The 20943-nt window shown below is 56.1% G+C and carries 20 protein-coding genes; 11 read left to right on the top strand and 9 right to left on the bottom strand.

The window, feature by feature from the left end; genetic code table 11:
* Positions 1-123: 123 nt before the first annotated feature.
* From MWU55_RS12440 to MWU55_RS12450, 3 genes are all read right to left on the bottom strand, one after another.
* On the bottom strand, positions 124-822 hold the full coding sequence (locus MWU55_RS12440) for a hypothetical protein (RefSeq protein ID WP_246936489.1): 699 nt from the start codon (positions 820-822) through the stop codon (positions 124-126).
* 142 nt (positions 823-964) lie between these two features.
* Complete coding sequence (gene ettA, locus MWU55_RS12445; RefSeq protein WP_246936490.1) at positions 965-2620, bottom strand: energy-dependent translational throttle protein EttA; 1656 nt, start codon at positions 2618-2620, stop codon at positions 965-967.
* A 74-nt stretch (positions 2621-2694) separates the two neighbouring features.
* On the bottom strand, positions 2695-3570 hold the full coding sequence (locus MWU55_RS12450) for a helix-turn-helix domain-containing GNAT family N-acetyltransferase (RefSeq protein WP_246936491.1): 876 nt from the start codon (positions 3568-3570) through the stop codon (positions 2695-2697).
* Positions 3571-3657: 87 nt separating this feature from the next.
* On the opposite strand from MWU55_RS12450, the gene MWU55_RS12455 reads away from it, so the two are divergent.
* The gene (locus tag MWU55_RS12455; protein ID WP_246937902.1) at positions 3658-4254 is read left to right on the top strand and encodes a nicotinate-nucleotide adenylyltransferase; all 597 of its coding nucleotides are present in this window, start codon (positions 3658-3660) and stop codon (positions 4252-4254) included.
* A 75-nt stretch (positions 4255-4329) separates the two neighbouring features.
* Positions 4330-5814, top strand: a complete 1485-nt coding sequence (gene dacB / locus MWU55_RS12460; protein ID WP_246936492.1) for a D-alanyl-D-alanine carboxypeptidase/D-alanyl-D-alanine-endopeptidase — start codon at positions 4330-4332, stop codon at positions 5812-5814.
* A 98-nt stretch (positions 5815-5912) separates the two neighbouring features.
* Here the strand turns inward: dacB and MWU55_RS12465 are convergent, their stop codons facing one another.
* Complete coding sequence (locus MWU55_RS12465; RefSeq protein ID WP_246936493.1) at positions 5913-6278, bottom strand: helix-turn-helix domain-containing protein; 366 nt, start codon at positions 6276-6278, stop codon at positions 5913-5915.
* 125 nt (positions 6279-6403) lie between these two features.
* Between MWU55_RS12465 and MWU55_RS12470 the strand changes: the two genes are divergently transcribed.
* The gene (locus MWU55_RS12470) at positions 6404-7045 is read left to right on the top strand and encodes an NAD(P)H-dependent oxidoreductase (RefSeq protein WP_246936494.1); all 642 of its coding nucleotides are present in this window, start codon (positions 6404-6406) and stop codon (positions 7043-7045) included.
* Between the two features lies 1 nt (position 7046).
* Positions 7047-7907, top strand: coding sequence for a DJ-1/PfpI family protein (locus MWU55_RS12475; RefSeq protein WP_246936495.1), 861 nt, complete (start codon positions 7047-7049; stop codon positions 7905-7907).
* Between the two features lie 176 nt (positions 7908-8083).
* On the opposite strand, the gene MWU55_RS12480 is transcribed toward MWU55_RS12475, so the two are convergent.
* On the bottom strand, positions 8084-8782 hold the full coding sequence (locus MWU55_RS12480; RefSeq protein WP_246936496.1) for a glutathione binding-like protein: 699 nt from the start codon (positions 8780-8782) through the stop codon (positions 8084-8086).
* Positions 8783-8835: 53 nt separating this feature from the next.
* Positions 8836-9207, bottom strand: a complete 372-nt coding sequence (locus MWU55_RS12485; protein WP_246937903.1) for a tellurite resistance TerB family protein — start codon at positions 9205-9207, stop codon at positions 8836-8838.
* 152 nt (positions 9208-9359) lie between these two features.
* Here MWU55_RS12485 and MWU55_RS12490 point away from each other — a divergent pair, with 152 nt between their 5' ends.
* Entirely contained in the window at positions 9360-11009 is a 1650-nt protein-coding gene (locus MWU55_RS12490; protein WP_246936497.1) for a lysine--tRNA ligase, read from the top strand.
* Positions 11010-11063: 54 nt separating this feature from the next.
* On the opposite strand, the gene MWU55_RS12495 is transcribed toward MWU55_RS12490, so the two are convergent.
* Entirely contained in the window at positions 11064-11963 is a 900-nt protein-coding gene (locus MWU55_RS12495; RefSeq protein WP_246936498.1) for a DMT family transporter, read from the bottom strand.
* A 227-nt stretch (positions 11964-12190) separates the two neighbouring features.
* Between MWU55_RS12495 and MWU55_RS12500 the strand changes: the two genes are divergently transcribed.
* The 4 genes from MWU55_RS12500 (at position 12191) to MWU55_RS12515 (ending at position 18376) form a co-directional block, all read left to right on the top strand.
* Entirely contained in the window at positions 12191-14482 is a 2292-nt protein-coding gene (locus MWU55_RS12500; protein ID WP_246936499.1) for a glycosyl hydrolase family 28-related protein, read from the top strand.
* A 144-nt stretch (positions 14483-14626) separates the two neighbouring features.
* Positions 14627-15589 carry a polyphosphate kinase 2 gene (gene ppk2, locus MWU55_RS12505; RefSeq protein WP_246936500.1) on the top strand — a complete coding sequence of 321 codons (963 nt, stop codon included), beginning with the start codon at positions 14627-14629 and terminating at the stop codon, positions 15587-15589.
* 146 nt (positions 15590-15735) lie between these two features.
* Complete coding sequence (locus MWU55_RS12510; RefSeq protein ID WP_246936501.1) at positions 15736-16890, top strand: lytic murein transglycosylase; 1155 nt, start codon at positions 15736-15738, stop codon at positions 16888-16890.
* 139 nt (positions 16891-17029) lie between these two features.
* Positions 17030-18376 (top strand): MATE family efflux transporter, encoded by a 1347-nt coding sequence (locus MWU55_RS12515; protein WP_246936502.1) that lies wholly within the window; start codon positions 17030-17032, stop codon positions 18374-18376.
* A 24-nt stretch (positions 18377-18400) separates the two neighbouring features.
* Here MWU55_RS12515 and MWU55_RS12520 read toward each other — a convergent pair whose 3' ends face one another.
* Together MWU55_RS12520 and MWU55_RS12525 are read right to left on the bottom strand one after the other, a co-directional pair.
* Positions 18401-18811, bottom strand: a complete 411-nt coding sequence (locus tag MWU55_RS12520; protein WP_246936503.1) for a hypothetical protein — start codon at positions 18809-18811, stop codon at positions 18401-18403.
* Positions 18812-18843: 32 nt separating this feature from the next.
* Positions 18844-20046: a pyridoxal phosphate-dependent aminotransferase gene (locus tag MWU55_RS12525; RefSeq protein ID WP_246936504.1), complete on the bottom strand. Its 1203-nt coding sequence runs from the start codon at positions 20044-20046 to the stop codon at positions 18844-18846.
* A gap of 106 nt (positions 20047-20152) precedes the next feature.
* On the opposite strand from MWU55_RS12525, the gene MWU55_RS12530 reads away from it, so the two are divergent.
* Positions 20153-20548 carry a helix-turn-helix transcriptional regulator gene (locus tag MWU55_RS12530; RefSeq protein ID WP_246936505.1) on the top strand — a complete coding sequence of 132 codons (396 nt, stop codon included), beginning with the start codon at positions 20153-20155 and terminating at the stop codon, positions 20546-20548.
* 3 nt (positions 20549-20551) lie between these two features.
* Complete coding sequence (locus MWU55_RS12535) at positions 20552-20860, top strand: succinate dehydrogenase assembly factor 2 (RefSeq protein ID WP_246936506.1); 309 nt, start codon at positions 20552-20554, stop codon at positions 20858-20860.
* The last annotated feature ends 83 nt before the right edge of the window (positions 20861-20943 follow it).

Genomic DNA, 20943 nt, shown 5'->3' on the forward strand with positions numbered 1-20943 from the left:
AACGATTGCGTGAGGTTTGGCGGGTTTTCGCCGGGGGGCGGTCAAAACACAAGGTGACCGTGGGGGTGTTTGTCTCGTTGGATGATGAGGGGAGCCCGATGGGGGCGGAGAAGGGGTGGTGAATTAGTTAGAACGCTCAAAGTCGGCATAAGCCTTAAGCTCTTCGTCCAAAAAATCGAAACATTGAACGTCGGTGAATGCTTTCACAGCTCGTGGATCTCCATTCTTCCATCTTGCAACAAGCGTTAAGAAAACATTCGCAAAATCAGCGTCCATAAGTGCATGAAGTGTAGAAATATACTGTAGTGAATCCTGTTTGCTAAAGTCTTGTTCAACTAGTAGCGCATGAGCAGTGATCAATAGTCTCGCTGGGGTGCCGAACTCGGTTATCTCGTCCGTGAGTTCCCAATCCACGAGACTATTTGAATTCTTCACAGAATGATAAACGTGCCATTTTGCTTGCGTTGCAAGAGTTGAATCGCCGTATTTCATTGTCCGATCCAGCGAGCGACGCTCCTCGGAAATCAATCTGACAAGGGAAAAGAAACTTTGTTCGAAGCTCTGCTTTCGTAGAGCTGCTTCTTGCAGAGCATTGATGCTTTCTTGCCCGCTCAGAAGCTTTTTCGTGTCATTTCGTTCTTCCTTGATGATATTTAACTCTTCTCGCTGCAGAATGACTGCATAGATAAGCATCATAAGAGCGGTGCCTGAAAAAATTGCATTCGCAGCACCGAACGTGTCACCGAACGTACCACCAGAAGCGTCTGATTTGACCGCGTAGATAAAGTTAGCGATGTAAGCGCAGGGAACAAAGAACAGCACGAAAAACAAGATAGTTTTCAGATGGGGCAAAACAATTCTCTAAAAATTGGCGTTGTCCTAAACCTATGCGCGAACGCGGATTTGAAGTCAAATCCGCTGCCTCGCGCTGATGAAAAAGGGCCCCGAAGTTGGGGCCCTTTGTTCATCTCGTAAACTTCTTATGCTTCAAGCGCTTGGGCTCCAGCGCGTCCGGTCCCAGCCTGCGCTTCTTGTCCTCTTCGTAGTCCTCGAAGTTGCCTTCGAACCATTCCACATGGGCGTCGCCTTCGAAGGCCAGGATGTGGGTACAGATACGGTCAAGGAAGAAACGGTCGTGCGAGATGACGACGGCGCAGCCGGCGAAATCTACCAGCGCGTCTTCGAGTGCGCGCAGGGTTTCGACGTCCAAGTCGTTGGTCGGTTCGTCGAGGAGGAGCACGTTGCCGCCCTCTTTCAACAGACGCGCCATGTGGACGCGGTTACGTTCACCGCCTGACAAGAGGTTCAGCTTCTTCTGCTGATCGCCGCCTTTGAAGTTGAAGCTGGAACAATAGGCGCGGGAGTTCACCTGCGCGTCGCCCAGTTCGATGATTTCGGCGCCACCGGAAATCGCTTCCCAAACGGTGTCATTGTCGTTCAGGTCGTCGCGAGACTGGTCGACATAGGACAGTTTCACGGTGTCGCCCAGTTCCACGGTGCCTTCGTCGGGCTGTTCCTGACCGGTCAGCATCTTGAACAGGGTCGATTTACCGGCGCCGTTAGGGCCGATGACGCCGACAATGCCGCCGGGGGGCAGCGAGAAATCGAGGTTTTCAATGAGCAGCTTGTCACCCATGGCTTTCTTCAGGCCTTCGACCTCGATCACCTTGCCGCCCAGACGGGGGCCGTTTGGGATGACGATCTGGGCGCGTCCGACTTTGTCACGCTCGGACTGACCTGCCATCTCGTTATAGGCGGCGATACGGGCTTTGGATTTCGCCTGACGGGCTTTCTGACCCTGACGCATCCATTCCAGTTCGCGCTCCAGCGTTTTCTGCTTGGATTTGTCTTCGCGGGCTTCTTGCTCCAGCCGTTTGGCTTTCTGTTCCAGCCAAGCCGAGTAGTTGCCTTCGTAGGGAATGCCGCGGCCACGGTCGAGTTCAAGGATCCAGCCGGTGATGTCATCCAGGAAGTACCGGTCGTGGGTGACGATCAGAATGGTGCCCTTGTAGTCGATCAGGTGCTGTTGCAGCCACGCGATGGTTTCCGCGTCCAAGTGGTTGGTCGGTTCGTCGAGCAGCAGCATATCGGGCGCTTCCAACAGCAGCTTGCACAGCGCCACGCGGCGTTTCTCACCACCCGACAGAGTTGTGACGTCGGCGTCATCGGGGGGGCAGCGCAGTGCCTCCATCGACACGTCAATCTGCGCGTCCAGATCCCACAGGTTCTGGGCGTCGATCTCATCCTGCAGCTTGGCCATTTCCTCGGCAGTTTCGTCCGAGTAGTTCATGGCGAGTTCATTGTAGCGCTCGAGAATGGCTTTCTTTTCGGCTACGCCCTGCATGACATTGCCGCGCACATCCATCGATGCGTCCAATTCGGGCTCCTGCGGCAGATAGCCGACCTTGGCGCCTTCGGCGGCCCAAGCTTCACCCGTGAAGTCCTTGTCGATGCCCGCCATGATGCGCATCAGCGTCGATTTACCGGTGCCGTTCACACCCACCACGCCGATCTTCACGCCTGGCAGGAAGCTCAGGCGGATATCCTCGAAGCACTTTTTCCCACCGGGGTAAGTCTTGGAAACGCCGTCCATGTGGTAGACATATTGATAAGCGGCCATGTGGAATTCCTTGGGTGATCTTGCTGAGATTTGGTTCCCGGAGTGATACCTGCGCCGCTGGCCAGAGGCAATGGTCAGAGTGTTTTCTCGAAAAACAAATCCGGGTTGGGATCGTCATTGTAGCGGTCGATTTCGTACCAGCCATCCTTGCGGTATAGATCGATCGCTTCGGGCAGGGCCGAATTGGTGTCGAGCCGTAGCCGTGTCAGGCCGATGTCGCACGCGCGATCCTCAAGCTCTTTCATTAGGCGTTTGGCCAGACCCATCCCGCGGGTGCGCGGATCGACCCAAAGGCGTTTTACCTCGCCGATGCCGGGTTCGAGCGTTTTTAGCATGACGCATCCCACCGGCAGATCATCCGATTGGGCCAAAAGAAATGCCCCATTGGGCGGGACCAGTTGATCAGCGTCCGGTGCGCGCGAGTTTTCCCGGTCGAAGGATTGGTTGAAACGCTCGTCCAGCTCGTCGAAATACTGCGCGAGACAGTGTTCTGCGGCGGCAGAGTTCGGGTCGGCGATGCTGATCCGGGTTTTCTCCCGTGCAAGGGAAAGCGATATTCTGTCCATCTCGGCCAGAAGATCCTCGTTGCCACGCAGCCTGGATAGGATCGTTTCCGCCCGCTCATCTGATAGGATTTCATAGGCTTGGAATTCAGCCAGCCCGGCTTTGGTCAGGTGCGCCAAACGACGGCGTGCATCTTCGGGGCCGGGCTTGGTTTCGATCAGGCCTTCATCTTCAAGGCCGCGCAAATACCGGCTCATCAATCCGCTGTCCAAACCTAAGGTGCTGCGCAAATCTGCAACATCGTTCATGCCATGACCGATGGCATTCAGGACGCGCGCAACGCCCAAGGGGCGGCCACGGTTCAGGAACGAGGCATCTAGGGCACCGACTTCTGCGATGACAGTCCTGCTAAAACGGCGGATGCGGGAAATTGGGTCATTGAACATGATATCTGACTTAAGTCAGGTAAATGTGTAGGTCAAGCGATGCGGTTGCTGATTGACTTCAAGAAGGCAGGCGGCGAAACAAACGCGATGCGCTACAACTTTCCATATGCGCGCCCGGGCCAGGTCATTGGGCTGTTGGGGGGATCGTTTGATCCGGCCCATGCGGGGCATGTACATATCACGCGCGAGGCGTTGAAGCGCTTTGGGCTTGATCAGATATGGTGGTTGGTGACGCCGGGCAATCCGTTGAAGGAACACGGTCCTGCGCCTCTTGATCAACGTCTGGCGCATGCGCGTGACGTGATGCAGCATCCGCGCGTAGAGGTCACGCAGATCGAAGCCCATACCGGCACCCGATACACGGCTGAGACGTTGGAAGCTCTGATCTCGCTCTATCCCGGGGTGCATTTTGTCTGGTTGATGGGTGCGGATAATCTGGCGGGCTTTCATCGGTGGGAGCGTTGGGACTGGATCATGGAAAACGTCCCTGTTGGCGTCCTTGCCCGCCCAGGAGATCGCGGGCAGGCGCGCATGTCCAAGGCCGCACGCCGGTATCGGGCTGCACAGATCAAGGGCCGAGATGCCGAGCGGCTTCGTATTGCGCAGGCGCCGGCCTGGTGTCTGGTCAATATGCCGATGCTGGACATCTCATCGTCCGAGATCAGAGAGCGCGGCGACTGGTAAACCCGGTCAGAAAGAACCTGCTGATCGTTGGGTTTCGCACTTGAATGACCGGACCATGAAAGGTTTACTCGCCTCATGGCGAAAGCAATTTCTAGACGCGTATTTTTATCAGGACTTGGGGCTGGTTTAGCCTCGCCTGTGCTGGCGAATGCCCCGACGACGTCGCTGTTTCCCGTGGCAAAGCCCGTCGATTTTGCCAAACGAAGCCTTCCATCCGTTGACATGCTGGTTGATGCAGCGGGGCTGGGTGGGAAGCTGGGCTTCATGGTCGCGGACGCCCGAAGCGGCGAAGTGCTTGAGGTTCGAAACCCTGTTCTTCCACTGCCACCTGCCAGCGTGGCAAAGGCCATCACCGGGGCATATGCTTTGTCATCTCTTGGTGGGGGGCATCGGTTTGAAACGCTTTTGATGGCGACGGGGGTTGCTAAGAATGGTGTCATTCAAGGGGATTTGATCCTTGTGGGCGGGGCGGACCCGACGCTTGATACGGACGGTCTGGCGCAGATGGCGCTGGATTTGAAGGCGCAAGGGGTGACCGGGATCACTGGCAGCTTCAAGGTGGATGGTGCGTATCTTCCTTACCAGCGCGTCATCGATCCGGGGCAGCCAGACCACCTTGGCTACAACCCCTCGATTTCGGGTCTGAACCTGAACTTCAACCGCGTGCATTTTGAATGGAAACGTGCGGGGCAGGGCTGGGACGTGGCGATGGATGCCCGGTCTGAAACCCTGCGTCCTGCCGTTAAAGTGGCGCGGATGGAGGTTGTTGACCGCAAATCGCCCATTTTCACTTACAAGGACGCATCTGGCGTCGACAGCTGGACGGTGGCCCGGACGGCTTTGGGTAAAGGCGGGTCGCGATGGCTGCCCGTGCGGCGTCCTGACATTTATGCCGGTGAAGTCTTTCAGGTCTTGGCGCGCGGGCAGGGGATCAATCTGCCGCGTCCTGTGTCGCAAGGTGCCGCGACGACTGGAAACGTGCTGACCACCTACCACTCTGCCCCGGTGTCCGAAATCGTGCAGGGCATGTTGAAGTATTCGACCAATCTAACCGCTGAAGTGGTTGGCATGGCTGCCAGTGTGGAAGCTGGCGCCGCGCCCGCCGATTTGCCCAGCTCGGCAACTGCCATGTCCTTTTGGGCGAAGGAGGCGCTTGGAACCCGCCGCTTGAGTTTCGTCGATCACAGCGGTTTAAGCGATCAATCACAGATCACCGCACGCGATATGGTGCGGGCCCTGATTGCAACCTCACCGGATGGCGATCTGGCGCCGTTGCTGAAGAATGTCCCGCCGAAGTCTGAGCTTCTGCCTGATGGTGGAAGCCATACCATTCGCGCAAAGACGGGGACGCTGAACTTCGTGTCGTCCTTAGCGGGTTATGCGACCACGCCGAATGGGCGAGAGCTGGCTTTTGCAATTTTCACTGCCGATATGGAGCGCCGTAGCGCCATTCAACGCGCGTTTCGCGAGCGCCCACAAGGCGCACGCGGTTGGAGCAGGCGATCGCGGAGATTGCAACACGATCTGATTGCGCGATGGTCAGTGTTGTTTGGAACGTAAAGGGGCGGGAGGTCGGCTTTGCGGACAATGAATGAATTCGCATCGCCAACAACAATGTCTGATTTCTTTGGCGCGACCAAGACTCTTCGAAGGAGAGCCTACGATTCGACGGCCTCGTCATAAGTTGCCCGCGCGGCATCGATCTTGGATAGGTTTTCCAGTGCCCAATAGCCCAAGGCACTGACGGGTTCTCGGAATGACTGACCCATTTCGGTCAGGTTGTATTCGACTTTAGGTGGGATTGTCGGGTGATAGGTTCGGTTCACAAGGCCGTCGCGCTCCAACTCTTTCAGTGTCAGACTTAGCATGCGCTGCGAGATGCCAAGGTTGCGCTTGAGTTCATTGAACCTCAGCGTACCGTATTCGGCCAATGAGATCACGACAAGCACGCTCCACCTATCGCCAACACGCGACAGCACCTCATTGATGCGTTTGCAATCGGGGCATTGTTTATCGTCCAGCATGGTGGTTCCCTTTATGTAACCGAGGGTCAGACATGTGCCTTCTTGCGGCACAGTGTGGTTCCCCATAGGTAGTCAGTCACAAATATATACTGCCCTGCTGGGGCGCTGACAATAGGACCAGACCCATGACCTCGAAGCCTCTGAATGATCTTTTGAACTGGCGCTACGCCACCAAGAAAATGGACCCGTCTAAAGCTGTGCCGCAGGATAAGGTTGATGCCATAGTCGAGGCGATACGTATGGCGCCAACATCCAGCGGTACCCAGCCATTCGAAGTGTTTGTTGCGACCAACCCCGATGTCTTGGGAGAAATCCGAAAAGTCGCTTGGGATCAGGCACAGATCACCGATGCCTCTCACCTGTTGGTCTTTGCGGCGTGGGATAATTACACGGCTGAACGGATCGACCACGTTGTTGATCTGAACGTTGCGGAACGTGGCGACCTGCCGATGCTGCATGCCTATTACGATAATCTGAAGTCCAACTACTTGCCGCGCGACGCCGAGACCAATTACGCCCACGCTGCACGCCAAGCCTATATCGCACTCGGCATTGCACTGGTCGCAGCTGCCGAGCAAGAGGTGGATAGCACGCCGATGGAAGGTTTTGACCCCGATGCCGTGGACGCAATTCTTGGCCTGAAGGGTCGCGGTTTGCGGTCAGTCGTGTTGATGCCATTGGGCTATCGCGACGAAAGTGGCGATTGGCTGGCCCCAATGGGTAAAGTCCGCAAATCCCGTGACACCATCGTCACTGAGGTCAACTGATATGGGTATCCTACGCAAACTGTTCCGTGCGACCCCAATACCCACAATCGACGGCGCGTTTAGCCCATCCCCCTTGGCGATCAAGTTGGGCACATCGCCCACCACGGATTATGATGGCGGGTTTTATGCGACCCCTTACACGGGCAGTAAAAACCGCGTTCTGATGATCTGCACTGAAGTACGCAACATGACGATGGCCAACGGCAAGAAATTCTCGACGGGAAACCATCCTGTCGAGATGGGCCTGCCGATGCTGCATCTGATGAACGCAGGGTTCGTGATTGACGTTGTCACACCAACTGGCGCGCCCGTCTCCATTGAAGATTGGGCGATGCCTGCGGATGACGCAGACGTCAAACGGCTCTATCGCGATTATGCGGATGCCTTTGCGAAACCTGGCAACCTTGCAGACTTTGTTGCCAGTAAGATGGATGAAGCAGTGTCTTATGCCGCTGTCTACATTCCCGGAGGACATGGGGCGATGCTAGGCTTGCCCGAAAACACCGATGTCGGGAAAGCGCTGCATTGGGCCCATGAACGGGACCTAATCACATTGGCACTTTGCCACGGCCCCGCTGCGTTATTGGCCGCTAAGACAGAAAATGGGTTCTTGTATGAAGGATACAAGATGACTGTGTTCCCAGATTCGGTCGACAAACAAACCCCCATGATCGGCTACCTGCCAGGTCCGATGCCGTGGTGGGTGTGTGAGAAATTGACCGCACTGGGCGTACAGATCACCAACACAAAAGCGGATGCTTCATGCCATGTTGATCGTCGTCTGGTCACGGGTGCAAGCCCCAAGGCCGCGAACTCTTTTGGCCGACTGGCAGCGGAAACGCTGTTGAAGAACGTGTCGTAGAGAGAAACTGGTGCAAAGTGCATGCTGACAATCCTGCGCCTTGCAGCATCGGTCTTTTGGGCTCTAAGCAGATTCTCGTCTCTCAAGCAGCCGGGGCCGTCTAAAAACGAAACCCGGCCTTTGGCTGTATGCTGAAGGATCAGAAAGCTTCTTTCTCTTGACCCCTCACCCCCCAATCAGGGTCTGGGCGGTACATTGACCGCAATTTTTGAAGCAGGGCGATCTGCACAACTTGTGTGCCAACGCAGCACGTTCGGAAAGCTCTCAAGCTCTAAGACATCGCCGGCGTTATAAGCAGTGAACAGTGCTCGGACCCACGGCCAGATGGCGATGTCGGCGATGGAGTATTCGTCGCCCGCAACAACCTCGCGCCCGTCCAGACGTTTGTCCAAAACAGCGAGCAGTCGTTTTGCTTCATCGCGGTAACGTTCCATTGGGCGTTTGTCCTCAATGTCTTTGCCGCCATAGGCGTAGAAGAATCCAAACTGGCCAAGCATTGGTCCAAAGCCGCCCATTTGCCACATCAGCCATTGAAGTACTTCGGCGCGCTTCGACGGATCAGTCGGCAGGAATTTTCCTGACTTCTCGGCCAGATAGATCAGAATGGCGCCAGTTTCCCAAAGTGGAAGGGGGGTGCCGTCCGGGCCATTTGGATCGATGATGGCAGGGATTTTGTTATTCGGGTTCAGCGACAGATACTCCGGCGTGAACTGATCACCATCCATGATGTTGACCAGATGCGCCTCATAAGGAAGGCCGGTTTCTTCTAACATCGCCGAGACCTTGACGCCGTTTGGCGTGGGCAGCGAATAAAGCTGAATGACATTCGCGTCTTTGGCCGGCCAGCGCCGGGTGATTGCAAAGCTGTCGAGCATGACGGCCCTTCCCATCTATGTTGTAAGATTAGACGACGCAGGGTTTGCGTCGATCACAGGTTCATATGGCGTGCCCGTGCGCCCCGTTCAATGGCTGCCGCATGCAAACGGTCAATGCTCAGCTCGTATCGGATTTCTTCAAGGATGCGAATTTCCGGCCCGTGCATCACGCCATCAGAGGCTGCAACATCACATGCCAGCGCATAGGCCGTTTCCCACAGGTTTTCGGGAAGATTGTCGCGCACAAGGCCAAAAAGGGCATCCAGCCCATCTTCGACAGCAAACAGATCAAAGACGGTTTGAGAAACGGTCTTGAACCGATCGGGGTCATAGGTTGCGAAAACCGGTAGGTGGTTGACGATGCGTTCGATGGTCAAAAGCTCGGCCGATGTGATCTCTTCATCGGACGCGGAAACCGCCATCATAACAGCGATCAAGCTGTCTTGGGCCGTGAGGGAGTGGGGGATATCTTGCACGTATTCGCTCCTATTCGTTGCAGTGCAGAATATTGACCCCGCGACCCCTTCGCAATAGGGAGGTGATCACGCGCAATAAGCGCGCCAAGAAAGGAAAACACATGTCCGAAATGCGTGACACCGCGATGAGTTCGAAAGCCTGGCCCTTTGAAGAAGCGCGCCGGGTGCTCAAACGTTATCAAAAGGGTGCGCCGGAGAAGGGATATGTGCTGTTTGAGACTGGCTATGGTCCGTCGGGTCTGCCGCATATCGGGACCTTCGGCGAAGTTGCGCGCACCACGATGATCCAGCGCGCGTTCGAGGTGATCTCGGACATTCCGACAAAGTTGATTTGTTTTTCGGACGATCTGGATGGGATGCGCAAAGTGCCGGGCAATGTGCCCAATTCCGAAGGCCTGCATGAACATCTGCAAAAGCCGCTGACGTCTGTGCCGGATCCGTTCGGCACCCATGAAAGCTTTGGCCATCACAACAATGCCATGCTGCGCCGGTTCCTGGATACGTTCGGGTTTGAGTACGACTTCTACTCCGCCACGGAATTCTACGGCTCGGGCCAGTTTGACGAAGTGCTGAAGCGCGCGGTTGAGAAGTATGACGACATCATGGAGGTGATGCTGCAATCCCTGCGTGAAGAACGCCGTCAGACATACTCGATCTTCCTACCGATTCACCCGGAAACCGGTCGAGTACTCTACGTGCCAATGAAAGAGGTGAACGCCGAGAACCACACCATCACTTTTGATGATGAGGACGGTAAAGAATGGACGCTGCCCGTGACCGGCGGCAACGTGAAGCTGCAGTGGAAGCCGGATTTCGGTGCGCGCTGGGCCGCATTGGAAGTCGACTTCGAGATGTATGGCAAGGACCATTCCACCAACACGCCGATCTATGACAAGATCTGCCGCATTCTGGGCCATCGCGCGCCGGAGCATTTCACCTATGAGCTGTTTCTGGATGCCAATGGGCAAAAGATCTCGAAAACTTCGGGCAACGGGATTTCGATTGATGAATGGCTGAGCTATGCCTCGACCGAGAGCTTGGCGTACTTCATGTTCCTGAAGCCCAAGACCGCCAAGCGGATGCATTTTGATGTGATCCCCAAGGCGATGGACGAATATCACCAGCAGCTGAATGCCTATCACAAGCAAGACTTGAAGGCGCAGCTGAACAATCCGGTCTGGCACATTCACGGCGGAGACGTGCCGGTGTCAAACTTGGTTGTTCCGTTCTCGATGCTGCTGAACCTGGCATCTGTGGCGCATGCCCATGACAAAACGCAGCTTTGGGGCTTCATCCAGCGCTATGCGCCGGACGCGACACCAGAAACGCACCCGGATCTGGATGCGGCGGCGGGCTATGCCGTGAAATACTACGAAGACTTCGTCGAGCCCGAGAAGGTGTTCCGCCTGCCAACCGATCAGGAACGTGGCGCGCTGGAAGAGCTGGCACGTGCGCTCCGGGACGGGGATACGGCACTCGATGCGATTGCGCGTAAGAACGAGATGATGGGCAACGACGACCCGCTGCCTGAGGTCAATTTCGGATCGGACGAGTTCCTACAATCGGTTGTTTTCGCGCTGGGCAAACTGCACGGGTTCGAGAACCTGCGCGACTGGTTCAAAGCGCTTTACGAGGTTCTTCTGGGTGCGAGCCAGGGCCCGCGGTTCGGTGGGTTCGCAGCACTTTACGGGGCCGAGGAAACCGCAGCCCTGATCGACAAAGCGCTGGCAGGCGATCTGGCATCGGCTTGATAGCTCTACATAAGAAATCACTTAAAGGGCGTCCATGTGGCGCCCTTTTCCATTTTATTCAACGGGTTGCGGCTGTTTCTTCGGGTGATCCTTGAAGCTTACCAAATAGGCGGCGAAGAGCACGCAAATCGTTGCGGGTAGGAAGTTCAGGCCCGGCCAGATGTTAAAGATCAGAAGATCTGCGCCCACGGCGAAAACCAACGAGAGGTACTCGATCCCCGCCAGTTTTGCGGTCTCAGCCAGTTTCAAGCCCAAGGTCATACAGATATGGGCAAGCCCGCCAGACAGGCCGGCTCCGATCAGGAACAAGTAGCTTTTTAAGTCCGGGCTGGCCCAGCCAAAAGGCAGGCTAAGTAGGCCACCAATTGTGCACACAAGCGCAAAGTAAAAGGCGATGGCGCCGGGGTGTTCTGTCGCGGTCAGCTGTCGGATCTGCACCTTGGCAATTGCGGTAATCACAGCCGTCGCAAGGCCGAGCGCCACACCAGTTAGGTAACCTTCGGACCTCGCGCCTTCAGAGACAAGGATCGCAGGCAGGGTCATGATTACAACACCTGCGAACCCGGCGCTGACGGCCAGTACCCTGTTGCGCGTGATCGCCTCGCCCAGAAAGACACCGCCGAGGATCAGCATCAGAATGGGCGTCAGGTAGCCAATCACGGTGCTGTCCGCCACCGGCAGGTATTTCAACGACATGAAGGATGTCGTCATCGCCGCCAACCCTAAAAGGCATCTTAGGATATGAGCGCGCGGTCTGTTCGTACGCAGCCCGGACGGCAGATCACCCGTCATGTGAAGATAGATCAGCAAGGGTGCCATCGCGACAAAACTGCGCCAAAAGATGATTTGACCCACAGGAATGCTGGTTGCGGTCAGCTTCACGCAAACCACCATCACTATGAAGAAAAAGCTCGCAGAGACGCGAAGGGCCAGTCCGTATTGATCTTGTGTCATGTCACATATTGTTTTTCGGTTCCGATCACGGGCTGGCTGAATGCGGCACATAGCAACGAGGAGTTGCGTGTGGGTGTGTTCGCATCTGGCGGGCGTACGGCGCAGTTAACTCCTCTTAAACGTGGTTTGCTACCCCTTTTGGCGTTTCTCGCCCCGAACACGCGCGTCTGCTGAGCGCCATGCCTGTTGCGGGGCCTTGCGTGAATTTCGACCTGAAAGGGGTTTCTATGAACAAGGCGATTACCGATGGCGTGGTGTTCATGCCGCCAGAGTTTGAAGATGGGCTTGATGTGTGGTCAAGCGAAGACGGCACCCCGGGCACGAATACCTATGATGGGGCGGGCAACGCGGCCATTGTCCCTGCGGATCAGGACTTCGACAGCTGTCTTGAACTGTTCAAGGATCAAAACACCCAGAAACTACGCTACATGGGCCAAACACCGTTTGAGCAAGGCTGTTATCTGCGGGTTCGGGCCAAGGTCAAAGCGATCTCGGGCCCTTTGCCGTCTGTGCGTATTGCGGCACGCCCAAGCTTAACGGGCGGCGGCCATGCCGGGGGCTATGTTGAAACAGGTCCGGCAGTTCCGCTCACCGCCTATGGGGAAGTGGTCGAGGTGTCCGCCATCATCGGGTCGGGCAGTCGGTCTAGCGTGGATATGGTGTGGGGCGATGATGTCGCCTATGCTCATATGGGGCTTGATCTAACCGGGTCCAATGGCGCCGCCGTGCGGATTGATGAGATGGTCATCGAAGATGTTACAGGCGCCTATCTGCGTGACATGATGGACTGGGTGGATGTGCGCGACTTTGGTGCGGCAGGGGATGGTGTGACCGATGATCGCGCGGCCTTTGCTGCGGCAGATGCGGCCTCAGCCGGGCGCACGCTTTTGGTGCCGGAAGGTGTCTTTCACATTGGGTCGAACCTGACGCTGCATTCAGATATTCGGTTTGAAGGCACTGTGACGATGGCTGACAATGTGTATCTGTCGCTGACACGTTCCTTCGATCTTCCAACCTATATCGACGCGTTTGGAACCGAGCTTCTGGGCTTCCGCAAGGCGTTTCAGGCACTGCTACACTATGCCGACCACGAAACTCTGGACATGTGCGGTCGTCGCATCGATGTGACCGAACCGATTGACATGCAGGCGGCCTATGCGACGTCGGACACGTTCCTGATCCGCCGTGTGATTAAGAACGGGCAATTCTACGTGATTGGCGGCGCGGCTTGGGATGATGAAGTTGCGACTTCGACTGCGCAGTACAATCCGGCCAACCCCTACAAGCTGACAAACGTCGCCAACATCTCAGCCATCGATCCCGGCGCAATCATTGCTGGAAACGGGGTGGGCCGTGAGGTCTATGTGAAAACGGTAAATGTAGGCGCTGCTGAGGTTGAACTTAGCCAACCTCTTTGGGGAGCAGCCACCAATCAAAGCTATACGTTTACGCGCCACAAATACGTGTTGGATTTCGGCGGATTTGCGCAGGTCAATCGAATGAACCTGGTTGAGGTCGAGTTCCAGTGCAACAACCACTCCTCAGCTGTGATGCTGCCGCGGGATGGCGAAAACTTCGTGTTCCAGGACTGTTTCTTTATCAAAGCTAAAAACCACGCGATTTCTTCGACCGGGCGCGGGTGTCAGGATCTTCACGTAGATCGTTGCCAGTTCATTTCAGGCGAACAGGGGCTGGCAGCAACTGATCGTGTCTCGGTCGCGTTTAATGTAAACGCCAATGATGCAAAAATCCGCGACAGCCGCTTCCAGCGCATGGGACTTTCCATGATTTTTCATGGGTCCAACCACATCATCCAAGGCAACCACCTGTTTCAAGGCGACGAAGTCAGCGACGGCCCACGTACTCCGGGCATGGTATTTACCTATGAAAACAACAATGCGGTGATTGCCGGTAATTACATCGATAACTGTTCGATCGAATGGAACAACGAGCATGATGAGAAGCCGGATTTCGGGTCCGAGTACTCGTTCGGCGGGATGACCATCGCAAACAATACGTTCTTGTGCATTGACGCAGCGTCTTGGTTCAAATGGATCCTCGTGAAGCCATTTGGTACGGGCCATTATGTATCTGGCTTGCACGTTACTGGAAATGTGTTCCGAAGCATTGCCGGGACGATCAACCGAGTTGATGGCGTGGTGAGCACCCATGGAACCCTCGACGGTTGGAGCATGCGTGACGTGACCTTTGAAAACAACGCGTTTGTAGGGATCAACCAGCGCACGATGTCGCCGGTCACATTGGAGTTTAATCAAAACACCGTCGCCGGCACCTGGACATTGGACGGATCGGACTATTTTCCATTTGGAGGGAATGCGCGAACAGTCAGTTCTGTTGTGATCGAAGGGGCGCTTCGAGATGGGTCCAACAATCAGGTCTGGGACAACCCACATGTCGAAGTGAACAAGGGGGCAAGTGCGCAGCTTGCTCAATTGAAATGGTCCAAGCCCGTGCGCGGGACCGCGCATGTGACACTTCGGGTTGATCGGCCAAACTAAGTCTGTTGCCTAAGAGGCCCGCCAATCGGCGGGCCTTTTTTAATCTGATCGGATTGATTGCCAAGCTATCTTCAAATTTTTTGATGCGGATCAAGGCGGGCCGGTTCGCGCAGTGCTAATGGCATCGTGGACAAATAAGGAGAGATGCGAATGAGTGTGAATCAGACCCGTACAACTGCGCCTAAAACTGCTGCCAAAACTCCGGCGAAACCGGCGGAGGCAAAGCCAGAAACTCAGGCAAAGCCTTTTCCCAAAGTCAGCGCGGATCAAATCCGCGAGACGTTTGAAAACGGCAAGTATCCTTATGATACCAAGCTGGGCCGTAAGGAATACGAAGCCGAAAAAGCACGCATTCAAGCTGAGCTTTTAAAGGTTCAGCGCTGGGTTGGTGAAACGGGTCAGAAGTTCGTGCTGTTGTTCGAAGGCCGTGACGCGGCTGGCAAAGGCGGCACGATCAAACGCTTTATGGAGCATCTCAACCCGCGTGAAGCCCGTGTTGTCGCGTTGAACAAGCCAACCGATGAAGAGCGCGGCCAGTGGTTTTACCAACGCTACATCAGCCAATTGCCGACCGAAGGCGAAATGGTTTTCTATGACCGGTCTTGGTACAACCGTGCCGGTGTTGAACGTGTCATGGGGTTCTGCTCACCCAGTGAGTATTTGGAGTTCATGCGGCAGACGCCTGAGTTCGAACGCATGCTGACACGATCGGGCATTCGTCTTTACAAATACTGGTTCTCAGTCACGCGCGAGGAACAGAAGCGCCGCTTTGACAGCCGCAAGGATGACCCGTTGAAGCGTTGGAAGCTCAGCCCGGTTGATTTGGCGTCCTTGTCGAAATGGGATGACTACACCGAAGCAAAAGAGGCGATGTTCTTCTACACCCACACTGCCGATGCGCCTTGGACTATTATCAAGTCAAACGACAAGAAACGCGCACGCCTTGAATGCATGCGCCACTTCCTGTCGACGGTTGATTATCCGGATAAGGATTATGATCTGGTCCGCGCACCCGATCCGCTGATTGTTGGTCATGCAAGTCAGGTGATCCACAACTCTGAACACATCTTGGGTGCAAGCCTGCATCCGGATCAGCGCCGCGCCTAAGCGGACATTCGCGTAGAAAGAAACTGGGGCGCTTCGGCGTCCCTTTTTCATTCAAAACCGTCTGGACTGAGGGTAGTGTTTAACAAAAGCGTTGCCCACTCCACGCCAAGTGGACTGCGGTGAATTAAGCAGTACAGGTGATTAAAATGCCCCTTTCCCGACGTTTCTTTCTGGCTGGTGTATCCGCCGTTTCCCTTGCTGCGTGTCGATCCGGAGCGGCGGATCGCATGGTGACATCATCAACGCGATCTTCTGCAGGCACGACAATGCGTGCGGTGCCCAATGCCGGGTTTGATGCTTGGGTTGCGGGGGCCAAGGAACGTGCGAAAGCGCGTGGCATAAGCTCAGCGACAATCAACCGGGCCTTCCGGGGTGTGGGCTTTCTGCCCGGCGTGGTGGAACGTGACCGCAACCAGACTGAATTCGTGCGCAGCTTCGAGGACTATCTGGCCATTGCCGCATCTGATGCGCGGATCGAAATAGGCCGAGCGATGCTGCAAAAACACGCCGCTCTGCTGCGCCAATTGGAGGCGAAGTACGGCGTGGAAAAAGAGGTTATCGCCGCAGTTTGGGGCGTGGAAAGCCGATATGGGGAACGGCGCGGGGACGTGCCTGTGATATCCGCCTTGTCGACTTTGGCTTATGACGGGCGACGCGGTAAGTTTTTTGAAGGTCAGCTGATGGCCGCCCTGAAGATCCTTCAACGGGGGGACGTGTCGGCCGATCGCATGACCGGAAGTTGGGCGGGGGCCATGGGCCATACACAGTTCATCCCGACTTCGTATCTGGCGTATGCAGTGGATTTCCGGGGCGATGGGAAGCGTGACATCTGGTCCGATGACCCAACCGATGCGCTTGCGTCAACTGCCGCCTATCTCAGCCGATCAGGTTGGAAACGCGGCCAGCGTTGGGGGGATGAGATAACCGGGAATTCGCCTTCGGGCCGGGGCCGCGTGGTGAAGCCCGCAGGTGACAGCGGACCGGTGTTTGAGGTCTATCACAACTACTCTGTACTGGGCCGCTACAACAACGCGCAGAAATACATCATTGGCGTGGGGCATCTGTCCGACCGATTGGCAGGACGTCCGGCTTTGCGCGCGTCATTTGGACCTGATGAACATGGCCTTACCCTTGCAGATCGTAAGGCGCTGCAGCGTGGTTTGACCCGCGCGGGCTTTGACGCCGGCGAAGCGGATGGGGTCTTGGGCAAAAAGACCTTCGCCGCGATTGAGGCCTTCCAGCGGTCACGCGGTTTGCCGGTGACCGGCACGCCAAGCAAAGCATTGCTTGCAATGCTCTAATCGGCGGCGCCTCTCAACCGCCGCGCCTTTCAAAGCAAATCCACCAATCGGTGGATTGGCTATTTGTTGCTGATAGCGCCATCACTCTGTGCTTGCCCCTCCGCACCACCGAGAATAGAGGTGGGGAATGACACAAGTTATGACCCTTCCTCAGCACATGCGCGCAGTGCTTGTGCTTGGCACCCCTTTGGTGGCCTCGCAGCTGGCGCAGTTCTCGGTTCAGATCACCGACACCATTATGCTGGGCTGGTATGGGGTCGACGAACTGGCCGCCGTCACTCTGGCGGGGACCTTCTTTTTCATTTTCCTGATCATGGGGGCAGGGCCTGCATTTGCATTGATGCCGATGGTCGCAGAAGCCGCCGAGGCTGGGGACGAGGTCCGTGTGCGTCGTCTGACCCGCATGGCCCTTTGGATCTCGGTCGGGTTTGCAATCGCGGTACTGCCGCTGATGTGGTTTTCTGCCCCGATCTTGCAGCGCATGGGGCAGGATGCAGAGCTAAGCCTGATTGCGCAGGACTATCTTCGAATTGCCGGGTTTGGGATGATCCCAGCCTTGGTGGTCATGGTGTTGCGCAGTTACTTATCCGCGCTAGAGCATGCGCGCATTGTTCTGTGGGCAACGGTTATTGCTGCTGTGATGAACGGCGTGATCAACTACGCGCTTATCTTTGGCAACTGGGGTGCGCCAGAGCTTGGCGTACGCGGGGCGGCCATCGCGTCCGTCACCATTCAAATCGCAGCGGGGCTGGTTCTTTGGATCTATGCCGCGCGGTTGAACCCGGAACAGGCATTGTTCCAACGCTTGTGGAAACCCGATTGGGAAGCCCTTTCGGCCCTTCTGAAGCTCGGAGTCCCCATTGGCCTGACCACATTGGCTGAGGTTGGGATGTTCTCGGCCTCGACCATCGTGGTGGGTTTGATTGGCACCGTTGAACTGGCCGCTCACGGGATCGCGTTGCAGATCACGGCGACGTTCTTCATGGTCCATTTGGGTCTGTCTATGACCTCAACGGTCCGGGCAGGACGCGCATTGGGGCGTAAAGACGAACTTGGTCTGCGCCGTGGCGCGCTGGCTGTCACGCTGACGTCTCTTCTGTTTGGCGGGCTGACCGTCATTCTGTTCCTGGTGTTCCCTGCGCCGTTGATCCAACTGTTCCTGGACCCAACCGAGGCCTTGCGCGAACAGATTGTGCTTCTGGGCACCGCGCTTTTGGTGGTCGCGGCACTGTTTCAGATTGCGGATGGGGCGCAAGCCATTGCGATGGGCCTGCTTCGTGGCGTGCAGGATACTCGCGTGCCGATGATCATCGCCAGTCTCAGCTATTGGATTGTCGGAATGGGCTCGTCTTACGTGCTGGGGATCACACTTGGCTTTGGGGCCGTTGGCGTTTGGTGGGGGCTGCTTCTAGGATTGGTCTGTGCGGGCGCGTTCATGTCATGGCGGTTCTGGATGCGGTCGTCCCGCATCGGCGCAACCAGCTAGCCCCGGTTGAACACATCTCGCGCGTTATTCTGACTTTCCCTTGATCAGCCTGTCGGCTTTCTTGCGCACAAGCATTGAACGAAGGTCGTGCATCGCCAGCAAAAGCGCATCCGTCACCTGTTCCAGATCTTCATCCGAGGCACGGCTTTGCGCCCAATGCGTCGTCAGGTTCAGGTGGTCGACGGTCCGAAGAATGTCATCAATGTCACGTTGCGCCAATTTCGCGCGGCGCTTTTCCATCCAGTCCGAAATGGCAGCTTTGTCCGCATCCGTTAGAGTGCGGCCGCCGTTTGGTTTGACCTCGCCGTTTTTGACATTCAGAACCGCGATCTGATCCAACTCGATCCGACGCTGACGGTTTTCCGTATCAACCTTGAACACGAAGGCGCCGTTCTCACGGACACGGAAATAGTACTCGGGCAATGCGGCGGTCATTGGAAACCTTTCGAATCGTAATGCAGGCTCTTCTACACCAAAGAGGCGCAGAAATCCTGAATGCGTGTGCAGGCTTCCTTAAGCGCTTCATCCGACGTGGCATAGCTGACACGGAAGTTTGGCGACAATCCGAAGGCCGAGCCGAAAACAACCGCCACGCCTTTTTCTTCCAGAAGTGCCTTTGCAAAGGTCTCATCGTCGTCGATTTTCACGCCGCCGGGCGAGGTTTTGCCCAGACAGCCCTTGATGGACGGATAGACATAGAACGCCCCATCCGGCACCGGACATTCAATGCCGTCTGCAACGTTCAACATCTCGACCACAAGGTCACGACGGCGCACGAACATCTTGTTGTTTTCCGGAATGAAGTCCTGCGTACCGTTCAGCGCTTCAACAGCAGCCCATTGGCTGACCGAACAGGGATTCGAGGTCGACTGCGACTGGATCTTACGCATCGCGGCGATCAGCTCCACCGGTCCGCCCGCATAGCCAATCCGCCACCCTGTCATCGCATAGGCTTTGGACACACCATTGCAGGTGAGTGTGCGATCATAAAGACCCGGTTCAATTTCGGCCGGCGTGCAGAACTCGAAATCATCATAAGCAAGGTGCTCATACATGTCGTCGGTCATCACCCAGACGTGCGGGTGACGCATCAACACATCGGTCAGAGCTTTCAATTGCTCGCGCGTATAGCCCGCGCCTGTCGGGTTCGAGGGTGAGTTAAAGATGAGCCATTTGGTCTTGGGCGTGATCGCAGCCTCAAGCTGTTCTGGCGTCATGCGGAAGCCGGTTTCAATCGGGCATTCCACCACCACAGGCTCGCCGCCCGCCAGAAGCACCATGTCCGGGTAACTCACCCAATAGGGGGCCGGGATAACAACCTCGTCGCCGGGGTTCAGCGTGGCCATCAGGGCATTGTAAAGGATCTGCTTTCCACCCGTCCCGACCGAGATCTGGTTGGGCGCATAGTCCAGCCCATTCTCGCGCTTGAACTTGTCGCAAATTGCCTGCTTCAGCTCGGGCATCCCGTCCGGGGCGGTGTATTTCGTCTTGCCCGCATCAATCGCAGCCTTGGCCGCGTCTTTGATGTTTTCAGGCGTGTCAAAATCCGGCTCGCCCGCGCCCAGACCGATTACATCGCGCCCGGCGGCCTTCAGTTCTGCTGCCAAAGTGGAAACGGCGATCGTTGGCGATGGTTTTACGCGGTCAAGTGTCGCGGAGAGGAAAGACATAGCGGCCTCGGTTTGTATGTTGGTCACATTTCTTCTAGGGTGCGCCGCGAAGCTGATCAAGCATCAACAGGTGCCGGTTATCGACATTGTTTTAAGAGAGGCAGGCATGGAACAGACAGAAGCAAATGGTGATTGGTATTCGGAAGAGGCCGCCACCTTCGGGGATCGTCTTGCAGCCGCCCGTGAATCCGAAAACATGTCGCAATCTGCCTTGGCGAAACGGCTTGGCATTAAGGTGAAAACACTGCGCGGATGGGAAGAGGATCTTTCGGAACCGCGTGCCAACAAACTACAGATGGTCTCAGGCGTTCTGAACGTCTCGATGCGTTGGCTTTTGACAGGCGAAGGGGCAGGGGTCGAAGAGCCCGCGCTTGAGGATGGGGATACACCCGAGGTTCGTGATCTCTTGCTTGAAATCCGCGACATCAAGATGCAAATGGCACGCTCGGCGGATCAGCTAGGCCGTTTGGAAAAACGCCTGCGTAAGCGGTTGGAAGGATAAAAGATGAGCGGCATTCCCCTCGATCAGTTGAAGGAAACACCGGGCGCACGCGAGGGCGAAACCCACGAACATCGCGTCAAGCGTTTGGCCATGCGCTCGATGCGGCGCGGGATCAAGGAAATGGACATCATCCTGTCGCGCTATGCAGATGATCATCTGTACGCGATGAACGCGGACGAACTTGATCTTTACGAAGCACTTCTGGGTGAGAACGATCAGGATCTGTATCAATGGGTGTCAGGTCAGCAGGACGCGCCCGAAGCGTTGTCAGAACTGATCTCGCGGATCGCCCGACATATGCAGTCGCGCTAAGCACGCAATTATTTTTAAGAGAATTGTCCTGATCTCTGTGATGGGATGCCGACATATTTAACCGAATGTTCTTCTTTCGGTCT

This window comes from Aliiroseovarius sp. F20344, from assembly GCF_023016155.1.
Lineage (GTDB): Bacteria > Pseudomonadota > Alphaproteobacteria > Rhodobacterales > Rhodobacteraceae > Aliiroseovarius.